At 70.1% G+C, this 18,167-nt stretch carries 16 protein-coding genes; 11 read left to right on the forward strand and 5 right to left on the reverse strand.

Features of this window, described 5'->3' with window-relative positions; translation table 11 throughout:
* The 3 genes from ACWCPY_RS12790 to ACWCPY_RS12800 form a co-directional block, all read right to left on the reverse strand.
* The coding region (locus ACWCPY_RS12790) for an ALF repeat-containing protein (RefSeq protein WP_451264311.1) at nt 1-350 on the reverse strand (350 nt) is incomplete at its 3' end.
* Between the two features lie 296 nt (nt 351-646).
* Nucleotides 647-1,876, reverse strand: coding sequence for a DUF349 domain-containing protein (locus tag ACWCPY_RS12795; protein ID WP_451264312.1), 1,230 nt, complete (start codon nt 1,874-1,876; stop codon nt 647-649).
* Between the two features lie 199 nt (nt 1,877-2,075).
* Nucleotides 2,076-2,864 (reverse strand): peptidylprolyl isomerase, encoded by a 789-nt coding sequence (locus tag ACWCPY_RS12800; RefSeq protein ID WP_451264313.1) that lies wholly within the window; start codon nt 2,862-2,864, stop codon nt 2,076-2,078.
* A gap of 149 nt (nt 2,865-3,013) precedes the next feature.
* Between ACWCPY_RS12800 and ACWCPY_RS12805 the strand changes: the two genes are divergently transcribed.
* From ACWCPY_RS12805 to ACWCPY_RS12820, 4 genes are all read left to right on the forward strand, one after another.
* Nucleotides 3,014-3,700, forward strand: a complete 687-nt coding sequence (locus tag ACWCPY_RS12805) for an MBL fold metallo-hydrolase (RefSeq protein WP_362442136.1) — start codon at nt 3,014-3,016, stop codon at nt 3,698-3,700.
* Between the two features lie 13 nt (nt 3,701-3,713).
* Nucleotides 3,714-4,982: a histidine--tRNA ligase gene (gene hisS, locus ACWCPY_RS12810; RefSeq protein ID WP_451264314.1), complete on the forward strand. Its 1,269-nt coding sequence runs from the start codon at nt 3,714-3,716 to the stop codon at nt 4,980-4,982.
* Nucleotides 4,983-5,451: 469 nt separating this feature from the next.
* On the forward strand, nt 5,452-6,087 hold the full coding sequence (locus ACWCPY_RS12815; protein WP_451264315.1) for a vitamin K epoxide reductase family protein: 636 nt from the start codon (nt 5,452-5,454) through the stop codon (nt 6,085-6,087).
* A 70-nt stretch (nt 6,088-6,157) separates the two neighbouring features.
* Entirely contained in the window at nt 6,158-7,540 is a 1,383-nt protein-coding gene (locus tag ACWCPY_RS12820) for a replication-associated recombination protein A (RefSeq protein WP_451264316.1), read from the forward strand.
* 25 nt (nt 7,541-7,565) lie between these two features.
* Here ACWCPY_RS12820 and ACWCPY_RS12825 read toward each other — a convergent pair whose 3' ends face one another.
* Entirely contained in the window at nt 7,566-8,267 is a 702-nt protein-coding gene (locus tag ACWCPY_RS12825) for a DUF2470 domain-containing protein (RefSeq protein WP_451264317.1), read from the reverse strand.
* Between the two features lie 188 nt (nt 8,268-8,455).
* Between ACWCPY_RS12825 and rpsD the strand changes: the two genes are divergently transcribed.
* Nucleotides 8,456-9,070 (forward strand): 30S ribosomal protein S4, encoded by a 615-nt coding sequence (rpsD, locus tag ACWCPY_RS12830; RefSeq protein ID WP_072484525.1) that lies wholly within the window; start codon nt 8,456-8,458, stop codon nt 9,068-9,070.
* Between the two features lie 27 nt (nt 9,071-9,097).
* Here rpsD and ACWCPY_RS12835 read toward each other — a convergent pair whose 3' ends face one another.
* Nucleotides 9,098-11,287, reverse strand: coding sequence for an ATP-binding protein (locus ACWCPY_RS12835; protein WP_451264318.1), 2,190 nt, complete (start codon nt 11,285-11,287; stop codon nt 9,098-9,100).
* A gap of 214 nt (nt 11,288-11,501) precedes the next feature.
* Between ACWCPY_RS12835 and ACWCPY_RS12840 the strand changes: the two genes are divergently transcribed.
* From ACWCPY_RS12840 to ACWCPY_RS12865, 6 genes are all read left to right on the forward strand, one after another.
* A complete protein-coding gene (locus ACWCPY_RS12840) occupies nt 11,502-11,939 on the forward strand; it encodes a DUF948 domain-containing protein (protein ID WP_403774271.1) in 438 nt (145 codons plus the stop codon).
* 7 nt (nt 11,940-11,946) lie between these two features.
* Nucleotides 11,947-12,309, forward strand: a complete 363-nt coding sequence (locus tag ACWCPY_RS12845) for a DUF6167 family protein (protein ID WP_451264319.1) — start codon at nt 11,947-11,949, stop codon at nt 12,307-12,309.
* Entirely contained in the window at nt 12,309-14,978 is a 2,670-nt protein-coding gene (gene alaS / locus ACWCPY_RS12850) for an alanine--tRNA ligase (protein WP_451264320.1), read from the forward strand. Before ACWCPY_RS12845 ends, alaS begins: the two co-directional genes overlap by 1 nt.
* Nucleotides 14,975-15,460 (forward strand): Holliday junction resolvase RuvX, encoded by a 486-nt coding sequence (gene ruvX, locus ACWCPY_RS12855; RefSeq protein WP_072484529.1) that lies wholly within the window; start codon nt 14,975-14,977, stop codon nt 15,458-15,460. The genes alaS and ruvX overlap by 4 nt, the downstream gene beginning before the upstream one ends.
* A 96-nt stretch (nt 15,461-15,556) precedes the next feature.
* Nucleotides 15,557-17,254 (forward strand): endolytic transglycosylase MltG, encoded by a 1,698-nt coding sequence (gene mltG, locus ACWCPY_RS12860; protein WP_451264321.1) that lies wholly within the window; start codon nt 15,557-15,559, stop codon nt 17,252-17,254.
* Nucleotides 17,241-18,077, forward strand: coding sequence for a shikimate dehydrogenase (locus ACWCPY_RS12865; protein ID WP_451264322.1), 837 nt, complete (start codon nt 17,241-17,243; stop codon nt 18,075-18,077). The genes mltG and ACWCPY_RS12865 overlap by 14 nt, the downstream gene beginning before the upstream one ends.
* Nucleotides 18,078-18,167: the final 90 nt, after the last annotated feature.

Below are 18,167 nucleotides of genomic sequence, written 5' to 3' on the forward strand. Positions count from 1 at the left end.
TTGCCGAGGATACGGGCGAGGGCGACGCGGTCGTCCTCGGCCTGGGCCAGGGGATAGCCGGTCTCCAGGAAGTACCGCATGGCTTCCGTGGTGCCGTTGTCCAGGGCTTCGTTGGCCTCCCGGATGACCCCCTTGCCGCTGTCCTCGTCCGCCAGGATGCGCAGGATGGCCATCCTGAGCTCGTCGTCGGACATCTCACCGACCGGTGTGCCGGAGCCGTCGGCCGCCGGTGCCGCGGACACGGTGGTGGACGGGGAAGCATTCCCGGCGGCGAAGGCCGGACCGGTCAGCAGAAGCGCCGGGGCCAGAGCGGTGGCCGCGACGGTCAGGGCGGCGCGGGTCAGTCTCATCTGTGGACCTGCCTCAAGGACGTAGTGATCTCGGCGGATCCGGCAGCCGCACGGAGCGTGCCGGGTGCGGGAATCATCTCGTCCGTCCCGGTCGCGGATCACTGTCCGGTTCCGGCAGTTGTCACGACTCTTCGCTGCCGACTGCGTACAGCAGGTCGCGGCCGCGGCCATGCGGTGCGGCACTCGCACCGTGACGACCCCATGGCGACACCCGTGGGCGCTCCATGGGGCCGGGCACGCGGGAGGGGCTTCCCCGCGCGAACGCGGAGAAGCCCCTCGGGCGGAGTCAGGAGGCGTCAGCCGCCGAACTCCTCAAGACCCTTCAGAGCCTGGTCCAGCAGTGCCTGCCGGCCCTCGAGCTCCTTGGCCAGCTTGTCGGCACGGGCGTTGTTGCCCGAGGCGCGGGCCGTGTCGATCTGCGTGCGCAGCTTGTCCACGGCCGCCTGGAGCTGACCGGTCAGACCCGCGGCGCGTGCCCGCGCCTCGGGGTTGGTCCGGCGCCACTCCGACTCCTCGGCCTCCTGGAGCGCCCGCTCCACCGCGTGCATCCGCCCCTCGACCTTCGGGCGGGCGTCACGCGGTACGTGGCCGATGGCCTCCCAGCGCTCGTTGATGGCCCGGAACGCGGCCCTGGCCGCCTTCAGGTCCTTCACCGGCACCAGTCGCTCGGCCTCGACGGCGAGCTCCTCCTTGAGCTTGAGGTTCTCGCCCTGCTCCGCGTCCCGCTCGGCGAAGACCTCGCTGCGGGCGGCGAAGAAGACGTCCTGGGCGCCGCGGAAGCGGTTCCACAGATCGTCCTCGGCCTCGCGCTGGGCGCGGCCCGCCGCCTTCCACTCCGTCATCAGGTCGCGGTAGCGGGCGGCCGTGGTCCCCCAGTCCGTGGAACCGGAGAGCGACTCCGCCTCGACGACCAGCTTCTCCTTGGCCTTGCGGGCCTCCTCGCGCTGGGCGTCCAGCGATGCGAAGTGGGCCTTGCGGCGCTTGGAGAACGCCGAGCGGGCGTGCGAGAAGCGGTGCCACAACTCGTCGTCGGACTTGCGGTCGAGCCGCGGCAGGCCCTTCCACGTGTCGACGAGCGCACGGAGCCGCTCGCCCGCGGAGCGCCACTGCTCGCTCTGCGCCAGCTCCTCGGCCTCGGCGACCAGGGCCTCCTTGGCGTGCTTCGCCTCGTCGGTCTGCTTCGCCTTCTGGGCCTTGCGCTCCTCGCGCCGCGAGTCGACCGTCGCGACGAGCGCGTCGAGCCGCTTGCGCAGCGCGTCGAGGTCACCGACGGCGTGATGCTCGTCCACCTGCAGACGCAGATGCTCGATGGCGGTCGTCGCGTCCTTCGCCGACAGGTCGGTGGTCTTCACCCGCCGTTCGAGGAGGCCGATCTCGACCACAATGCCCTCGTACTTGCGCTCGAAGTAGGCCAGAGCCTCCTCGGGGGAACCCGCCTGCCACGATCCGACGACCTGCTCGCCGTCGGCTGTCCGCACGTACACGGTGCCGGTCTCATCGACACGGCCCCACGGGTCGCTGCTCACAGCGCCTCCTCCACCTGATGCCCGCGAGAGGGTTCGCCCCCCTGGCATCGTCCACAGTTTCCTGGGGCGGGCAGCGCCCGCCCTGCACAACGCCAATCTAGGCGACCGGCCGCCCGGCTGTCCGCACTCGGCGCCGCCGAAAAAAATCCGGCCCGCGCCCGTCGTCACCGCTCGGCCCGGTCCGGCCGCCCTGAGCCGGTCACGACTTGTCGACGGCGGCCTTCGAGATGTTCACGGCCTTCTTCGGCGCACCGTCGGGGGCGCCGCCCTCCGCGCCCGCCGCACCGATGTCCTTGACGGCCTTCAGCGAGGCGTCGTCCATCGTGCCGAACGGGGTGTAGGTGGGCGGCAGCTTGCTGTCCTTGTACACCAGGAAGAACTGGCTGCCACCGGTGTGCGCCTGGCCGGTGTTCGCCATCGCCACCGTACCCGCCGGGTAGGTGACCGTGCCGTCCTTGCCGGCCTTGCCCAGCGCGGTCAGGTTCTCGTCCGGGATCGTGTAGCCGGGGCCGCCGGTGCCGTCGCCCTTGGGGTCGCCGCACTGCAGGACGTAGATGTTCTGCGTGGTCAGCCGGTGACACTTGGTGCCGTCGAAGAAGCCCTTGTCGGCCAGCGACTTGAAGGAGTTCGTGGTGTGCGGGGTCTTCGCCGCGTCCATCGTGAACGCGATGTCGCCCTGGCTCGTCTTGAGCGACATCGCGTACTCGGCCTTCTTGTCGATCTTCATCGCGGGCTCGGGCGCCTCGCTCTCCTTCGGCGACGCGCTGTCCGAAGGGCTCGCACTCGCGGCGGCGTCCGCCTTGTCCTTCTTGCCGTCGTCGTCGAGTGCGAGATACGAGCCCACACCGATGACCGCCACCACGGCCACCGCGGACGCGATGACGACCGTCAGCCGCCTCGTCCTGCGGCGGGCCTCCTCCCGGCGCTGCTGCTGCCGCTCGAACTTCTCCCTGGCGAGCTGCCGCCGCCGCTGATCGCTGCTGACCACCGGGTGATCTCCTTGTAGGTCGTGTGATGGGGCCTTGGCTGCCCCGTACCGTATATGGGTTAGCTGTGGAATGAGGAGCGCCGGTAGGCTCTGAACTGCCGCGACCTCCTCAGTCGCGATCCGCCGTCGGACGACCAATAAGGACGATCGTGCTCATTGCCGGGTTCCCCGCAGGGGCCTGGGGGACCAACTGTTATCTGGTCGCCCCGGCCGCAGGCGAGGAGTGCGTGATCATCGACCCGGGCCACCAGGCCGCGGCCGGAGTCGAGGAAGCGCTGAAGAAGCATCGGCTGAAGCCCGTCGCCGTCGTACTGACCCACGGCCACATCGACCATGTCGCCTCGGTCGTCCCGGTGTGCGGCGCGCACGACGTCCCCGCCTGGATCCACCCGGAGGACCGGTACATGATGAGCGACCCGGAGAAGGCCCTCGGCCGCTCCATCGGGATGCCGCTCATGGGCGAGCTGACGATCGGGGAGCCGGACGACGTCAAGGAGCTGAGCGACGGCGCCCGGCTGAAGCTGGCAGGTCTGGAGTTCGGTGTCGCGCATGCGCCCGGCCATACCAAGGGGTCGGTGACGTTCAGGATGCCCGAGGCCGCGGATGTTCCGCAGATCCTCTTCTCGGGCGACCTGCTCTTCGCCGGCTCCGTCGGACGCACCGACCTGCCGGGCGGCGACCACGCCGAGCTGCTCGAGTCGCTGGCCCGTGTGTGCCTGCCGCTCGACGACTCGACCGTGGTGCTGTCCGGCCACGGCCCCCAGACGACCATCGGCCGCGAGCGCGCCTCGAATCCGTATCTGCACGGCATGGACGCGCCCCGACGAGGAATGTGACGAGAGACATCCCGTGAGCACTTTCAAGGCCCCCAAGGGCACGTACGACCTGACCCCGCCCGACTCCGCCAAGTACCTCGCGGTGCGCGAGGCCATCGCCGCACCCCTGAAGAACTCCGGCTACGGCTACATCGAGACCCCCGGCTTCGAGGACGTCGCGCTCTTCTCGCGCGGTGTCGGTGAGTCCACCGACATCGTGACCAAGGAGATGTACACCCTCACCACCAAGGGCGGCTCCCAGCTGGCGCTGCGCCCCGAGGGCACGGCCTCCGTGCTCCGCGCCGCACTGGAGGCCAACCTCCACAAGCTCGGCAACCTGCCGGTGAAGCTCTGGTACTCCGGCTCGTACTACCGCTACGAGCGCCCGCAGAAGGGCCGTTACCGGCACTTCTCGCAGGTCGGTGCCGAGGCGATCGGTGCCGAGGACCCGGCGCTGGACGCCGAGCTGATCATCCTGGCCGACCAGGCGTACCGCGCGCTGGGCCTGCGGAACTTCCGCATCCTGCTCAACTCGCTGGGCGACAAGGAGTGCCGCCCCGTCTACCGGGACGCGCTCCAGGGCTTCCTGCGCGAGCTCGACCTGGACGAGGAGACCCGCCGCCGCATCGAGATCAACCCGCTCCGGGTCCTCGACGACAAGCGGCCCGAGGTGCAGAAGCAGCTGACCGGTGCCCCGGTGCTGCGCGACTACCTCTGCGACGCCTGCAAGGCGTACCACGAGGAGGTGCGCGACCTGCTCTCGGCGGCGGGCGTGGTGTACGAGGACGACGAGAAGCTCGTGCGCGGCCTCGACTACTACACCCGCACCACCTTCGAGTTCGTCCACGACGGGCTCGGCTCGCAGTCCGCGGTGGGCGGCGGCGGCCGCTACGACGGTCTGTCCGAGATGATCGGCGGACCGGCGCTCCCGTCGGTCGGCTGGGCGCTCGGTGTGGACCGTACGGTGCTCGCGCTGGAGGCGGAGGGGATCGAGCTCGAACTGCCCGCCGCCACCAGTGTCTTCGCGGTGCCGCTGGGCGAGGAGGCCCGCCGGGTGCTCTTCGGCGTCGTCACGCAGCTGCGCCGCGAGGGCGTGGCGGCGGACTTCGCGTACGGGAACCGCGGCCTCAAGGGCGCGATGAAGAGCGCGAACCGGTCGGGAGCCCGCTTCACGGTCGTCGCGGGCGAGCGGGACCTGGCCGAGGGCGTCGTCCAGCTCAAGGACATGGAGTCCGGCGAGCAGACGCCCGTGCCCCTGGCCGACGTGGCCGGGACGATTCGCGAGCGTCTGGTTCAGGCCTAGGACCGTTCGGTCCGTGGTGGCCGGCGGGCGGATTCCCGTTCGCCGGCCACCTGGACAGCCGTCGCGTCAACTCGGCGGCTGCTGATTCATCCGGCCGGACGATGTCGGCCGGGAATGTCGACGGCGGTCGGCGCGGACCGGCTCGACGCCGACCATCGGCACGGTCCCCCTCGTCATGGCTGGCGCGGTGGTGCTCCACGCCCCGACCGGCGCCTGGACACTGACGCCTTCACCCTGCCGGATCCCAGGTCCGGACCGCCGGCGGCGGTCGGTCGGCCCCGGTACTTCCCCGGGCCCCGTACCTCCGCCGCGCGTCCGGCCGTCGCACAGGGTCTCTTCCGGACACCTCAGATCCGTGCCTGCCGTGCGCGGACCTCGGTACACCTTTATGTCCATCGAACAGAGGACCGGTGCCCCGGTGCGGCACAATGACCGTGCCCAGCAGGCCACTCACTGATGGAACGGCGATATGACGACTGCAGCGGTTGACCATCCCTCCTCCGCACAGGACGAGGACGGCGGCAAGAAGACCATCGGCGGCAGCCGGGCGTTCGCACTGCTGCTGGTGATCACCGGCGCCGCCGGACTCCTCGCCGCCTGGGTCATCACGATCGACAAGTTCAAGCTGCTGGAGGACCCCAACTTCACACCGGGGTGCAGCCTCAACCCCGTTGTCGCGTGCGGCAACATCATGAAGAGCGAGCAGGCGGCCGCCTTCGGCTTCCCGAACCCGATGCTCGGCATGGCCACCTACCCCGTGATCATCGGGATCGGGCTGGCACTGCTCGCGGGCGCCCGCTTCCGCAGCTGGTACTGGCTCGGCATGAACGCGGGCACACTGTTCGGCGTCGGCTTCTGCACCTGGCTCCAGTACCAGTCGCTCTACAACATCAACTCGCTCTGCCTCTGGTGCTGCCTGGCCTGGGTCGCCACGATCTTCATGTTCTGCTACATCACCAAGCACAACATCGAGCACCGGATCATTCCCGCGCCGAAGTGGCTGCGCAACGGGCTGACGGAGTTCCACTGGGTGCCGCCCGTCCTGTGGGTCGGCATCATCGGCATGCTGATCCTGACCCGCTGGTGGGACTTCTGGACCAGCTGACCGGATCGCCCGTCCCTCCGGGGCCACCGGGCCCGGAGGGATGTCAGTGCGGTGACATAGGCTTCAAAACGTGGAGCCCGACCTCTTTACCGCAGCCGCCGAAGACCGCCAGGAGAAGGACCCGTCCAGCAGCCCACTGGCTGTCCGGATGCGCCCGCGCACCCTCGACGAGGTCGTCGGCCAGCAGCATCTGCTCAAGCCGGGCTCGCCGCTGCGCCGCCTCGTCGGCGAGGGGAACGGCGGGCCGGCGGGCCCGTCCTCGGTCATCCTCTGGGGCCCGCCCGGCATCGGGAAGACGACCCTGGCGTACGTGGTCAGCAAGGCCACCAACAAGCGCTTCGTCGAGCTCTCCGCCATCACCGCCGGCGTCAAGGAGGTCCGCGCCGTCATCGAGGGCGCCCGCCGCGCCACCGGTGGCTACGGCAAGGAGACCGTCCTCTTCCTCGACGAGATCCACCGCTTCTCCAAGGCGCAGCAGGACTCCCTGCTCCCGGCAGTGGAGAACCGCTGGGTGACGCTGATCGCGGCGACCACCGAGAATCCGTATTTCTCGATCATCTCGCCCCTGCTCTCGCGCTCGCTGCTGCTCACCCTGGAATCGCTCACCGACGACGATCTGCGCGGACTGCTCGGGCGCGCCCTGGCCGACGAGCGCGGGCTCGGCGGCGCGGTGACGCTGCCGGAGGAGGCCGAGGCGCATCTGCTGCGGATCGCGGGCGGCGACGCCCGCCGGGCGCTGACGGCGCTGGAGGCCGCGGCGGGTGCCGCGCTGTCCAAGCAGGAGAAGGAGATCAGCCTCCTGACCCTGGAGGAGACCGTCGACCGCGCGGCCGTCACGTACGACCGGGACGGCGACCAGCACTACGACGTGGCGAGCGCGCTCATCAAGTCCATCCGCGGCTCCGACGTGGATGCCGCACTGCACTATCTGGCCCGGATGATCGAGGCGGGGGAGGACCCCCGGTTCATCGCCCGGCGGCTGATGATCTCGGCCAGCGAGGACATCGGGCTCGCCGACCCCACGGCACTGCCCACCGCCGTCGCGGCCGCCCAGGCGGTCGCCATGATCGGTTTTCCCGAGGCGGCGCTGACCCTGAGCCACGCCACCATCGCGCTGGCCCTCGCCCCCAAGTCCAACGCGGCGACGCTCGCGATCTTCGCCGCCCAGGAGGACGTGCGGAAGGGGCTCGCGGGCCCGGTCCCGGCCCATCTGCGCGACGGCCACTACAAGGGCGCGGCCAAGCTGGGCCACGCCCAGGGCTATGTGTATCCGCACGACGTCCCCGGCGGGATCGCCGCCCAGCAGTACGCACCGGACGCGGTCCGCGACAAGCACTACTACCGGCCCACCCGCTACGGCGCGGAGGCGCGCTACGCCGATGTGGTGGAGCGGGTCCGCGAGCGGCTCGGCCACACGGCCGGCGACGGCGGCTCCGGACCGTCCGAGGGCTGAGGGCGGGCGGCGGCCGCCTCTGCGTTCAGAGCTCCGCCGCCTCGAAGAGCGCGTACATGGCCTGGCGTAGTTCGACCACGTCCCGCACCGGAGCGGGGAACTCGAAGCGCGCGTCGTAGCACCGCCCCCCGGCCTCGCACAGCCGCAGCCGCAGCCCGTACCGGTCCAGTGCGAGCGGCACCACGGACGGCAGATGGGCCGGGCAGCGACCGGCCGCCCGCTCGCCCAGCAGCCCGCACAGCGAAGCCAGCTGCTCGCCGTGGCCCGCGTGCAGATGCTGCAGCAGCTCCGTCTCGTACCCGGCCAGCGGATCGGGTTCCGCGTCCCGCAATTCCTCCGGCCCGACCTCCTGCGCGCCCCACAGATCGTCGACGTACGCCTCGCCCGTCTCCAGCCGGAGCATCATCCGGCCGGGCCCGGACATGCCGGGTACGGTGGTGAGCCGGCCCGAGACCCACGCGCGACCGCGGATCCGGTGCGGGACGGAGACCGGGGCGACGTCCGTGATCTCCAGCACGGCGCTCGGCCCGTCGTCCTCGGCGTGCGCTGCGGCCCGTACGACCGGGGAGTCGGCGGGGAGTTCCAGGAACAGATCCCCGTCCGGACCCACGCTTCTGGACACCGGCATCAGCCGGTCCGAGTCGGCCACGTCCAGCCCGGGGACGAGCAGCACCGACGAGCAGGTACTCTGTACGAGAGTTCGTGTGCGCTCGGCTGCTGACGGCATCCGAGTGTTTTCAAGCCCGCTGGGACGCGGCTGACCACGATCTGATCGGTCCTCCGTCGTATCGGCACCCCGAGGGGTGTCGACGCTGTCAGTGCTGTCCGTGATGTGACTGGTGTTCCCCGGGCGAGACATGCGATCTCCTCAAGTAAGGTGAGCCTAACCTAACCTACAACGGAGGTCTGGAGAACGTGCCTAACCAGTCGCGTCCCAAGGTCAAGAAGAGCCGCGCGCTCGGCATCGCACTGACGCCGAAGGCCGTCAAGTACTTCGAGGCCCGCCCCTACCCGCCGGGCGAGCACGGCCGGGGTCGCAAGCAGAACTCGGACTACAAGGTCCGTCTGCTGGAGAAGCAGCGTCTGCGTGCCCAGTACGACATCAGCGAGCGCCAGATGGCGCGCGCGTACGACCGCGCCAAGAAGGCCGAGGGCAAGACGGGCGAGGCGCTGGTCGTCGAGCTCGAGCGCCGTCTCGACGCGCTGGTCCTGCGTTCGGGCATCGCCCGCACCATCTACCAGGCCCGTCAGATGGTCGTGCACGGTCACATCGAGGTCAACGGTGGCAAGGTCGACAAGCCGTCGTTCCGCGTCCGTCCCGACGACATCGTGATGGTCCGCGAGCGCAGCCGCGACAAGCACCCCTTCCAGGTGGCCCGCGAGGGTGGCTACGCCCCCGACGGCGAGACCCCGCGCTACCTGCAGGTGAACCTGAAGGCCCTGGCCTTCCGCCTTGACCGGGACCCGAACCGCAAGGAAATCCCCGTCATCTGCGACGAGCAGCTCGTCGTCGAGTACTACGCCCGCTGATCCAGGCGTAGCCGCTCTCACCAGCGCTCAGGCCCGCCCCTCCCGGATGTACGGGAGGCGGCGGGCCTCCGCGTTCTCCCGGGGGCCCGGCGGTGTTCCCGGCCGTCGCTCCGGAGTCTCCCGGCGGTCCGCCGGGCCGCTCGCCAGGGCCCTGGCCACCACCGCGTCCGGATCCAGCAGGCCGCCCGTGCGCAGCCCCGACTCGTAGCGGGCGTCGCCCAGCTCCTTGCGGGCCAGCTCCTCGCAGTGGGCCCGGGGCTGCCCGTAGTGCGCCGATCCGAACAGCGGCAGCCCCACCGACGGCCAGATCCGGTCGGCGGCCCCCTGGAGCACGGCAGCCTCCGCCGCATCGCCCTCGACGGCCGTGACCAGCGCCAGCAGCTCCAGCGCGAGCACCGACCCGAGCAGATCGTGGAAGGTGTGGCTGATCGCCAGCGACTGGCAGAGCAGTTCCCGGGCCCGGTCCGGACGGCCGCTCTGCAACGCCGCGAAGGCCAGCACGTACAGTGCGTACGACAGCGCCCACCGCTCCCCGCGGTCCTCGCAGATCTCCCTGACCTCTTCGCAGATGGCGGCCGCCCCGTCCAGGTCCCCGTGGAATCCGACCGCCATCGCGAGCTCGATCTGGGCCATCAGCACATTGCTGTTCAGCTCGCCGAGCTCCCGGTAGCGGCGCAGCGCGTCGCCCAGGAGCTCCTGCGCCCGCGCCATGTCGTCGGTGACCAGCGCCAGACATCCCATCCGGTGCACCGCGTACGCGAGCGCAGTGGAGTCGTCGGCCCGCTCCGCCTCGTCCTGGCACTCCTGCAGCGCGGAGACCGCACCGACCGGGTCGCCCTGGAGCACGGCCACGTACCCCAGCACCCACAGCGCCTTCAGCCGCGAGGAGTCGTACGGGGTCTCCTCCTCCAGTACGTGTTCCAGCCAGTGCCGGCCCTCCGAGAGCCGCCCGCAGCCCACCCAGAGGAACCACAGGGAGCCCGCCAGGTACTGCGCGAGATGCGCCTCGCCCGGAATCTCCAGCGAACACTCCATGGCCCGCCGCAGGTTCGGCAGCTCGCTCTCGGCCCTGGCCGCCACCTCGGCCTGGCGCGGGCTGAACCAGTCGAGCTCGCACCACGTCGCGAGCCCCAGGTACCAGTCCCGGTGCCGGCGCCTCAGCCGGTCCGTGTCATCGGTGGCCGCCAGCCACTCCGCGCCGTACTCCCGGACCGTGTCCAGCATCCGGTAGCGGGTGCCGTGCGCCGTGTCCTCGCGCAGCACGACGGACTGCGCCAGCAGGCCGGAGAGCACATCGAGCACCGACTCGGCCGGCAGATCGGCGCCGCTGCAGATGTACTCGACGGCCTCCAGGTCGAACTGCCCGGCGAACACCGAGAGCCGAGCCCAGAGCAGCCGCTGCTCCGGGGCGCAGAGTTCATGGCTCCAGCCGATGGCCGTACGCAGGGTCTGGTGGCGAGCCGGCGCGCTGCGGCTCGAACCGGTCAGCAGCCGGAAGCGGTCGTCCAGGCGTTGCAGAACCTGGGCCGCGGACAGGGCGCGCAGCCGCCCGGCGGCCAGTTCCAGGGCGAGCGGGATTCCGTCCAGGCGGCGGCAGAGCTCGTGGATCGTCGCCCGGTTGTCGTCGGTCAGCTGGAAGCCGGGCCGTACGGTGACGGCCCGCTCGGTGAAGAGAAGCATCGCGTCCTCGTCCGTCATCGGCGCGAGCGGGAGGAGGAGCTCCCCGTCCAGCTCCAGCGGCAGCCGCCCGACGGCCAGCACCCGCAGTTCCGGGGCCCGGCGCAGCAGCTCCCGCACCAGTCCGGCGCAGGCGTCCACGAGGTGCTCGAAGCCGTCGACCACCAGCAGGAGCCGGCGCCCGGCCAGATGCTCGACGAGGGTCGTGCGGGGCGGTCTGCTGGTGTGATCGGTCAGCCCCAGGGCGTCGACCAGGGCGTGTTCCAGCAGTTCGGGGTCGTGGATGTCGGAGAGCTCAGCCATCCGGACACCGTCGCAGTACCGTTTCTCCAGAAGTGTGGCGACCCTGACGGCGCAGCGCGTCTTGCCCACGCCGCCCACGCCGACCATGGTGACGAGCCTGGACTCGTCCAGTAGCTGGGCGAGACGGACGAGTTCGTTCTCGCGTCCCACGAATCTGTTCAGTTCCGCCGGGAGGGTTCCGAGGGTGGGGATGCTCGGACCGTGGGGGGACGGAACGGTGCGCTGGGGGCGTCGCATGAAACACGCAGAGTACTGGTAAGGAAGCTCTCCGTACAATCTCCTTGTGGCAACGTCCGCCTTTCCCGTCGGTAATGCGGTACGGGGCGCGACCACCGGCGCGATAGGCTCAAGGGACGACGATCGGCTGTTGCGGCGGCCGTCGCCGGACCGAGCAGAGACAGTACAGAGACAGCGACAAGCTAGAGAGCGGTGCACTGTGTCCGGTGGAGAGGTGGCCGGGATCCTGGTGGCCGTCTTCTGGGCGATCCTGGTTTCGTTCCTCGCCGTCGTGCTGGTGAGGCTCGCCCAGACGCTCAGGGCGACCACCAAGCTCGTGGCGGACGTGACCGAGCAGGCCGTCCCGCTGCTCGCCGACGCCTCCGCCACCGTGCGGTCCGCGCAGACCCAGCTCGACAAGGTCGACGCGATCGCCTCGGACGTCCAGGAAGTCACCTCGAACGCCTCCGCGCTCTCCACCACTGTCGCCTCGACCTTCGGCGGCCCGCTCGTGAAGGTCGCCGCGTTCGGCTACGGGGTGCGGCGGGCGATCGGCCGCAAGGCCGCCCCCGAACCGGAACCCGCCCGCCGTTCGGTGCTCGTCGGCCGCACCGTGCCGTCCGCACGCGGCAGGAAGCGCAACGGCAGAAGCTCCCGCGGATCGAAGGACTGACGCAGCCATGTTCCGCCGTACGTTCTGGTTCACCGCCGGCGCCGCCGCCGGTGTCTGGGCCACCACGAAGGTCAACCGGAAGCTCAAGCAGCTGACCCCCGAGAGCCTCGCGGCGCAGGCCGCCGACAAGGCGATCGAGACAGGGCACAAGCTCAAGGACTTCGCCCTGGACGTCCGTGAGTCCATGGCCCGCCGCGAAGCCGAACTGGGCGAGGCGCTGGGCCTGGCGGCACCGGTCGACCAGGACCTCCCGGTCCGCCCGCACTTCGTCGTCGAGGCGTCCGGGCCCGTCGGACCCGACCGGTCCATCGAGACCACCAAGTACCGCAAACTCCCCTACACGTCGTACAACCGGAATGAGGACCACTGATGGAGTCGGCTGAAATTCGTCGCCGCTGGCTGAGCTTCTTCGAGGAGCGCGGTCACACCGTCGTCCCTTCGGCGTCGCTCATCGCGGACGACCCGACTCTGCTGCTCGTCAACGCGGGCATGGTCCCCTTCAAGCCGTACTTCCTCGGTGAGACGAAGCCGCCCGCCCCGCGCGCCACCAGCGTGCAGAAGTGCGTGCGTACGCCGGACATCGAAGAGGTCGGCAAGACCACCCGGCACGGCACGTTCTTCCAGATGTGCGGCAACTTCTCCTTCGGTGACTACTTCAAGGAAGGGGCCATCGGCTACGCCTGGGAGCTGCTCACCAACTCCGTGGCGGACGGCGGCTACGGCCTCGACCCCGAGCGGCTGTGGATCACGGTCTACCTCGACGACGACGAGGCCGAGCAGATCTGGCGCGAGAAGATCGGCGTTCCCGCCGAGCGCATCCAGCGCCTGGGCAAGAAGGACAACTTCTGGTCCATGGGCGTCCCCGGCCCCTGCGGCCCCTGCTCCGAGATCAACTACGACCGCGGCCCCGAGTTCGGCGTCGAGGGCGGCCCGGCCGTCAACGACGAGCGGTACGTGGAGATCTGGAACCTGGTCTTCATGCAGTTCGAGCGGGGCGCCGGTGACGGCAAGGAGGACTTCCCGATCCTCGGCGACCTGCCGTCGAAGAACATCGACACGGGTCTGGGCCTGGAGCGCCTCGCCATGATCCTGCAGGGCGTACGGAACATGTACGAGACCGACACCCTGCGCGTCGTCATGGACAAGGCCACCGAGCTGACCGGTGTCCGCTACGGCGACAAGCACGACTCCGACGTCTCGATGCGCGTGGTCGCCGACCACATCCGCACCTCCGTGATGCTCATCGGCGACGGCGTGACGCCGGGCAACGAGGGCCGCGGGTACGTGCTGCGCCGCATCATGCGCCGTGCCGTCCGCAACATGCGCCTGATGGGTGCCGAGGGACCGGTCGTCAAGGCCCTGGTCGACGTCGTGATCGAGACGATGGGGCAGCAGTACCCGGAGCTGATCACCGACCGCAAGCGGATCGAGACCGTCGCCCTCGCCGAGGAGGCCGCCTTCCTCAAGGCGCTCAAGGGCGGCACCAACATCCTCGACACCGCCGTCACCGAGACCAAGGCCGCCGGCGGCAAGGTCCTCGCCGGCGACAAGGCGTTCCTGCTCCACGACACCTGGGGCTTCCCGATCGACCTCACCCTGGAGATGGCCGCCGAACAGGGCCTCTCGGTGGACGAGGACGGCTTCCGCCGCCTGATGAAGGAGCAGCGGGACCGTGCCAAGGCGGACGCCCGCGCCAAGAAGACCGGTCACGCCGACCTGTCCGCCTACCGCGAGGTCGCCGACAGCTCCGGCACCACCGACTTCACCGGCTACACCGCCACCGAGGGGGAGTCGACCATCGTCGGCCTCCTCGTCGACGGGGTGTCCTCCCCGGCCGCGTCCGAGGGCGACGAGGTCGAGGTCGTCCTCGACCGCACCCCGTTCTACGCCGAGGGCGGCGGCCAGATCGCCGACCAGGGCCGGATCAGGCTCGACACCGGCGCCGTCATCGAGGTCCGCGACGTCCAGAAGCCGGTCCCCGGCGTCCACGTCCACAAGGGCGTCGTCCAGGTCGGTGAGGTCACCGTCGGCGCTCCGGTCCTCGCCTCGATCGACGTCAAGCGCCGCCGCGCCATCGCCCGCGCCCACTCCGCCACCCACCTCACGCACCAGGCCCTGCGCGACGCACTCGGCCCGACGGCCGCCCAGGCCGGTTCCGAGAACCAGCCCGGCCGCTTCCGCTTCGACTTCGGCTCGCCGAACGCCGTTCCCGGCTCGGTCATGACCGACGTCGAGCAGAAGATCAACGACGTGCTCTCGCGCGAACTCGACGTCCAGGCCGAGGTCATGTCGATCGACGAGGCCAAGAAGCAGGGCGCGATCGCCGAGTTCGGCGAGAAGTACGGGGAGCGGGTCCGGGTCGTCACCATCGGGGACTTCTCCAAGGAACTGTGCGGCGGTACGCACGTCCACAACACCGCCCAGCTGGGCCTGGTGAAGCTGCTCGGCGAGTCGTCCATCGGTTCCGGTGTGCGGCGTATCGAGGCCCTCGTCGGCGTCGACGCGTACAACTTCCTCGCCAAGGAGCACACGGTCGTCGCCCAGCTCCAGGAGCTGGTCAAGGGGCGTCCGGAGGAGCTCCCGGAGAAGATCGCCGGAATGCTCGGCAAGCTGAAGGACGCCGAGAAGGAGATCGAGAAGTTCCGCGCGGAGAAGGTCCTCCAGGCCGCCGCCGGACTGGCCGAGTCCGCCAAGGACGTACGCGGCGTCGCCCTGGTCACCGGCCAGGTACCCGACGGCACGACGGCCGACGACCTGCGCAGGCTCGTCCTCGACGTCCGTGGCCGCATCCAGGGCGGCCGCCCGGCCGTCGTGGCCCTGTTCACCACGGCGAACGGCCGCCCGCTGACCGTCATCGCCACCAACGAGGCCGCCCGTGAGCGCGGTCTCAAGGCAGGTGACCTGGTCCGCACCGCGGCCAAGACCCTCGGCGGCGGTGGCGGCGGCAAGCCGGACGTCGCCCAGGGCGGCGGCCAGGACCCGGAGGCCATCGGCGCCGCCGTGTCCGCCGTCGAACGCCTCGTCACCGAGACGGCGTGACGACGGGAATGACGCAGATGCGCCGCGGTCGTCGTCTCGCGATCGATGTCGGGGACGCCCGGATCGGGGTCGCCTCGTGCGACCCCGACGGGATCCTCGCCACGCCGGTGGAGACCGTTCCGGGACGTGATGTCCCGGCGGCCCACCGGCGGCTCGGTCAGATCGTCGAGGAGTACGAGCCGATCGAGATCATCATCGGCCTGCCGCGGTCCCTCGGCGGCGGTGAAGGACCCGCCGCCGCCAAGATCCGGCTCTTCGCGCAGGAGGTCGCCCGCTCCGTCGCACCCATCCCGGTGCGGTTGGTGGACGAGAGGATGACCACAGTGACGGCCAGTCAAGGGCTGCGCGCTTCGGGCGTGAAGTCCAAGAAAGGCCGATCCGTCATCGACCAAGCTGCCGCTGTGGTGATCCTTCAGAACGCTCTGGAGTCCGAACGGGCGTCGGGCCGGGCCCCCGGCGAAGGCGTCGAAGTGGTTGTCTGATCGCGATACGGTAACGTTCCGCGCGATGCGGCGGTGCTTCGAACAGGCACCGCACAGCAAAGAGACGGAAGGTCGTCTCGCGGCTCTAGGGGATCGATGACTGAGTATGGCCGGGGCCCCGGCTCCGAACCGTGGCATCCCGAGGACCCCTTGTACGGGGACCAGGGATGGGGAGGACAGCAGTCCGCCCACGGCCAGAGCCAGTACGGCGGCCAGCAGCAGCCCTACGATCCGTACGCTCAGCAGCAGCAGCAGCAGCCGCACGACCCGTACGCCCAGCAGCAGTATCAGCAGCAGCCCGGCTACGGGGTCCCGCAGGACCCGTACGCGCAGCAGCCCCAGCAACCCCAGCAGCCGCAGTACGACAACGGCGGCTGGGACACCGGGCAGCAGTCGGCCGCGATGCCGTACGACCCCCAGTCGGCCGCCGACCCGTACGGCGGCGGGCAGGGCGGCTACGGCGAGACGTACGACCACTACGGCACACCGGAGGCCTACCCGCCGCCGCAGCCCCCGGGCCGTCGTGAGGCCGCTCCCCAGCAGGCCCCGACGCAGACCCCGGACTGGGACCCCGAGGTCCAGCCGGAGGAGACCCATCCCTTCTTCACGGGCGCCGACGACAACGCCGGCGACAAGGACGACGAGTACGACGACGACCCGCGGGAGACACGTCGCGGCAGCCGGGGCGGCAACGAACGCCGTGGCAAGGGCAAGAAGAAGAGCCGCAGTGGCACCGCCTGTCTGGTCGTCGCGGTGGTCCTGGTCGGCGGCCTCGGCGGGGTGGGCTACTTCGGTTACTCGTACTGGCAGGACAAGTTCGGAGCGGCGCCCGACTACGCGGGCAGCGGCTCCGGGTCGGTCGAGGTGGAGATCCCCAAGGGTGCCTTCGGCTACGACATCGCCAACATCCTGAAGAAGAAGGGTGTCGTCAAGAGCGTCGACGCGTTCGTCTCCGCGCAGAACGAGAACCCCAAGGGGAAGTCGATCCAGGCCGGCGTCTATCTCCTTCACGAGAAGATGTCGGCGGCCGAGGCCGTGAAGTTGATGGTCGACCCGAACAGCCAGAACCTCCTGGTGATTCCCGAAGGACGCCGCAACGTCCAGATCTACGAGCTGATCGACAAGAAGCTGGACCTCAAGGCGGGCACGACCAAGGGCATCGCCAAGTCCGACGCGTCCGAACTCGGCCTGCCCGGCTGGGCGGTCAACGGCAAGGACGTCAAGGACCCGCTGGAAGGGTTCCTGTACCCGGCGGCCTATCCGGTCACCAAGGAGACCAAGCCGGAGACCCTGCTGAAGAAGATGGTCTCCCGCGCCAACGAGGAGTACGACAAGCTCGACCTGGAAGGAGCCGCCAAGAAGTACAAGCTGGACGGCCCCTGGCAGGTCCTCACGGTCGCCAGCCTCGTCCAGGCGGAAGGGCTCACGCACGACGACTTCCGCAAGATGGCCGAAGTCGCCTACAACCGCCTGAAGCCCGACAACGTCGCGACCAACCGCAAGCTCGAATTCGACTCCGCGTTCAATTACCTCAAGAACCAGAGCAAGATCAAGATCGGGTCGAACGAGATCCGGACCAACCCGGACCCGTACAACACCTATTACCACCCGGGCCTTCCGCCGGGCCCGATCAGCAATCCGGGCGACGAAGCCCTGCGGGCCACGCTCAACCCCACCAGCGACGGGTGGATGTTCTTCATCTCGCTCGACGGCAAGAAGACCCAGTTCACCAAGACGGCCGCCGAGCACGAGAAGCTCAATGACAAGTTCAAGGAACAGCATGGCCTCGGCTGACCGGCGCCACCGGGCGGCCGTCCTCGGTTCGCCCATCGCGCACTCGCTCTCGCCGGTGCTGCACCGGGCCGCGTACGCCGAACTCGGCCTCACCCACTGGACGTACGACCGGTTCGAGGTCGACGAGGCCGCGCTCCCCGGCTTCGTCGAGGGGCTCGACTCCACCTGGGCCGGGCTCTCGCTGACCATGCCGTTGAAGCGGGCGGTCATTCCGCTGCTGGACTCCGTCAGCGAGACCGCGGCGTCGGTGGAGGCCGTCAACACCGTCGTCCTCACCGAGGACGGCCGGCGCCGGGGCGACAACACCGACATCCCCGGCATGATCGCCGCCCTGCGCGAACGCGGGGTGGAGAAGACCGAGTCCGCCGCAGTCCTCGGCGCTGGTGCGACCGCCTCGTCGGCGCTCGCCGCGCTGTCCGAGATCTGCACGGGACCGGTCACGGCCTACGTCCGCAGCCGGGAGCGGGGCCAGGAGATGCGCGGCTGGGGCGAACGCCTCGGCGTGGACGTCCGGATCGCCGACTGGGCGGAGGCCGAGCAGGCGCTGCGCGCCCCGCTGGTCGTCGCCACCACTCCGGCCGGTGCCACGGACGCCCTGGCCGCCGCCGTACCGGAACGGCCCGGCACGCTCTTCGATGTGCTGTACGAGCCCTGGCCCACCCGTCTGGCCGCCGCCTGGACGACCCGGAACGGCGCAGTGGTCGGAGGTCTCGACCTCCTGGTGCACCAGGCCGTCCTCCAGGTCGAGCAGATGACCGGCCACGCCCCCGCGCCGCTCGCGGCCATGCGGCGGGCCGGCGAAGAGGCGCTCGCCACCCGCTGACCCCTCGGGCCCGGCCGCGTGATCCGTCCGTCTGCTGGACCGGCGACCGGTTCGGGCTCCCGGTCGTGGGAGGATCGAGGGCGGCGGGCC

Source organism: Streptomyces sp. NPDC002403 (genome assembly GCF_053593015.1).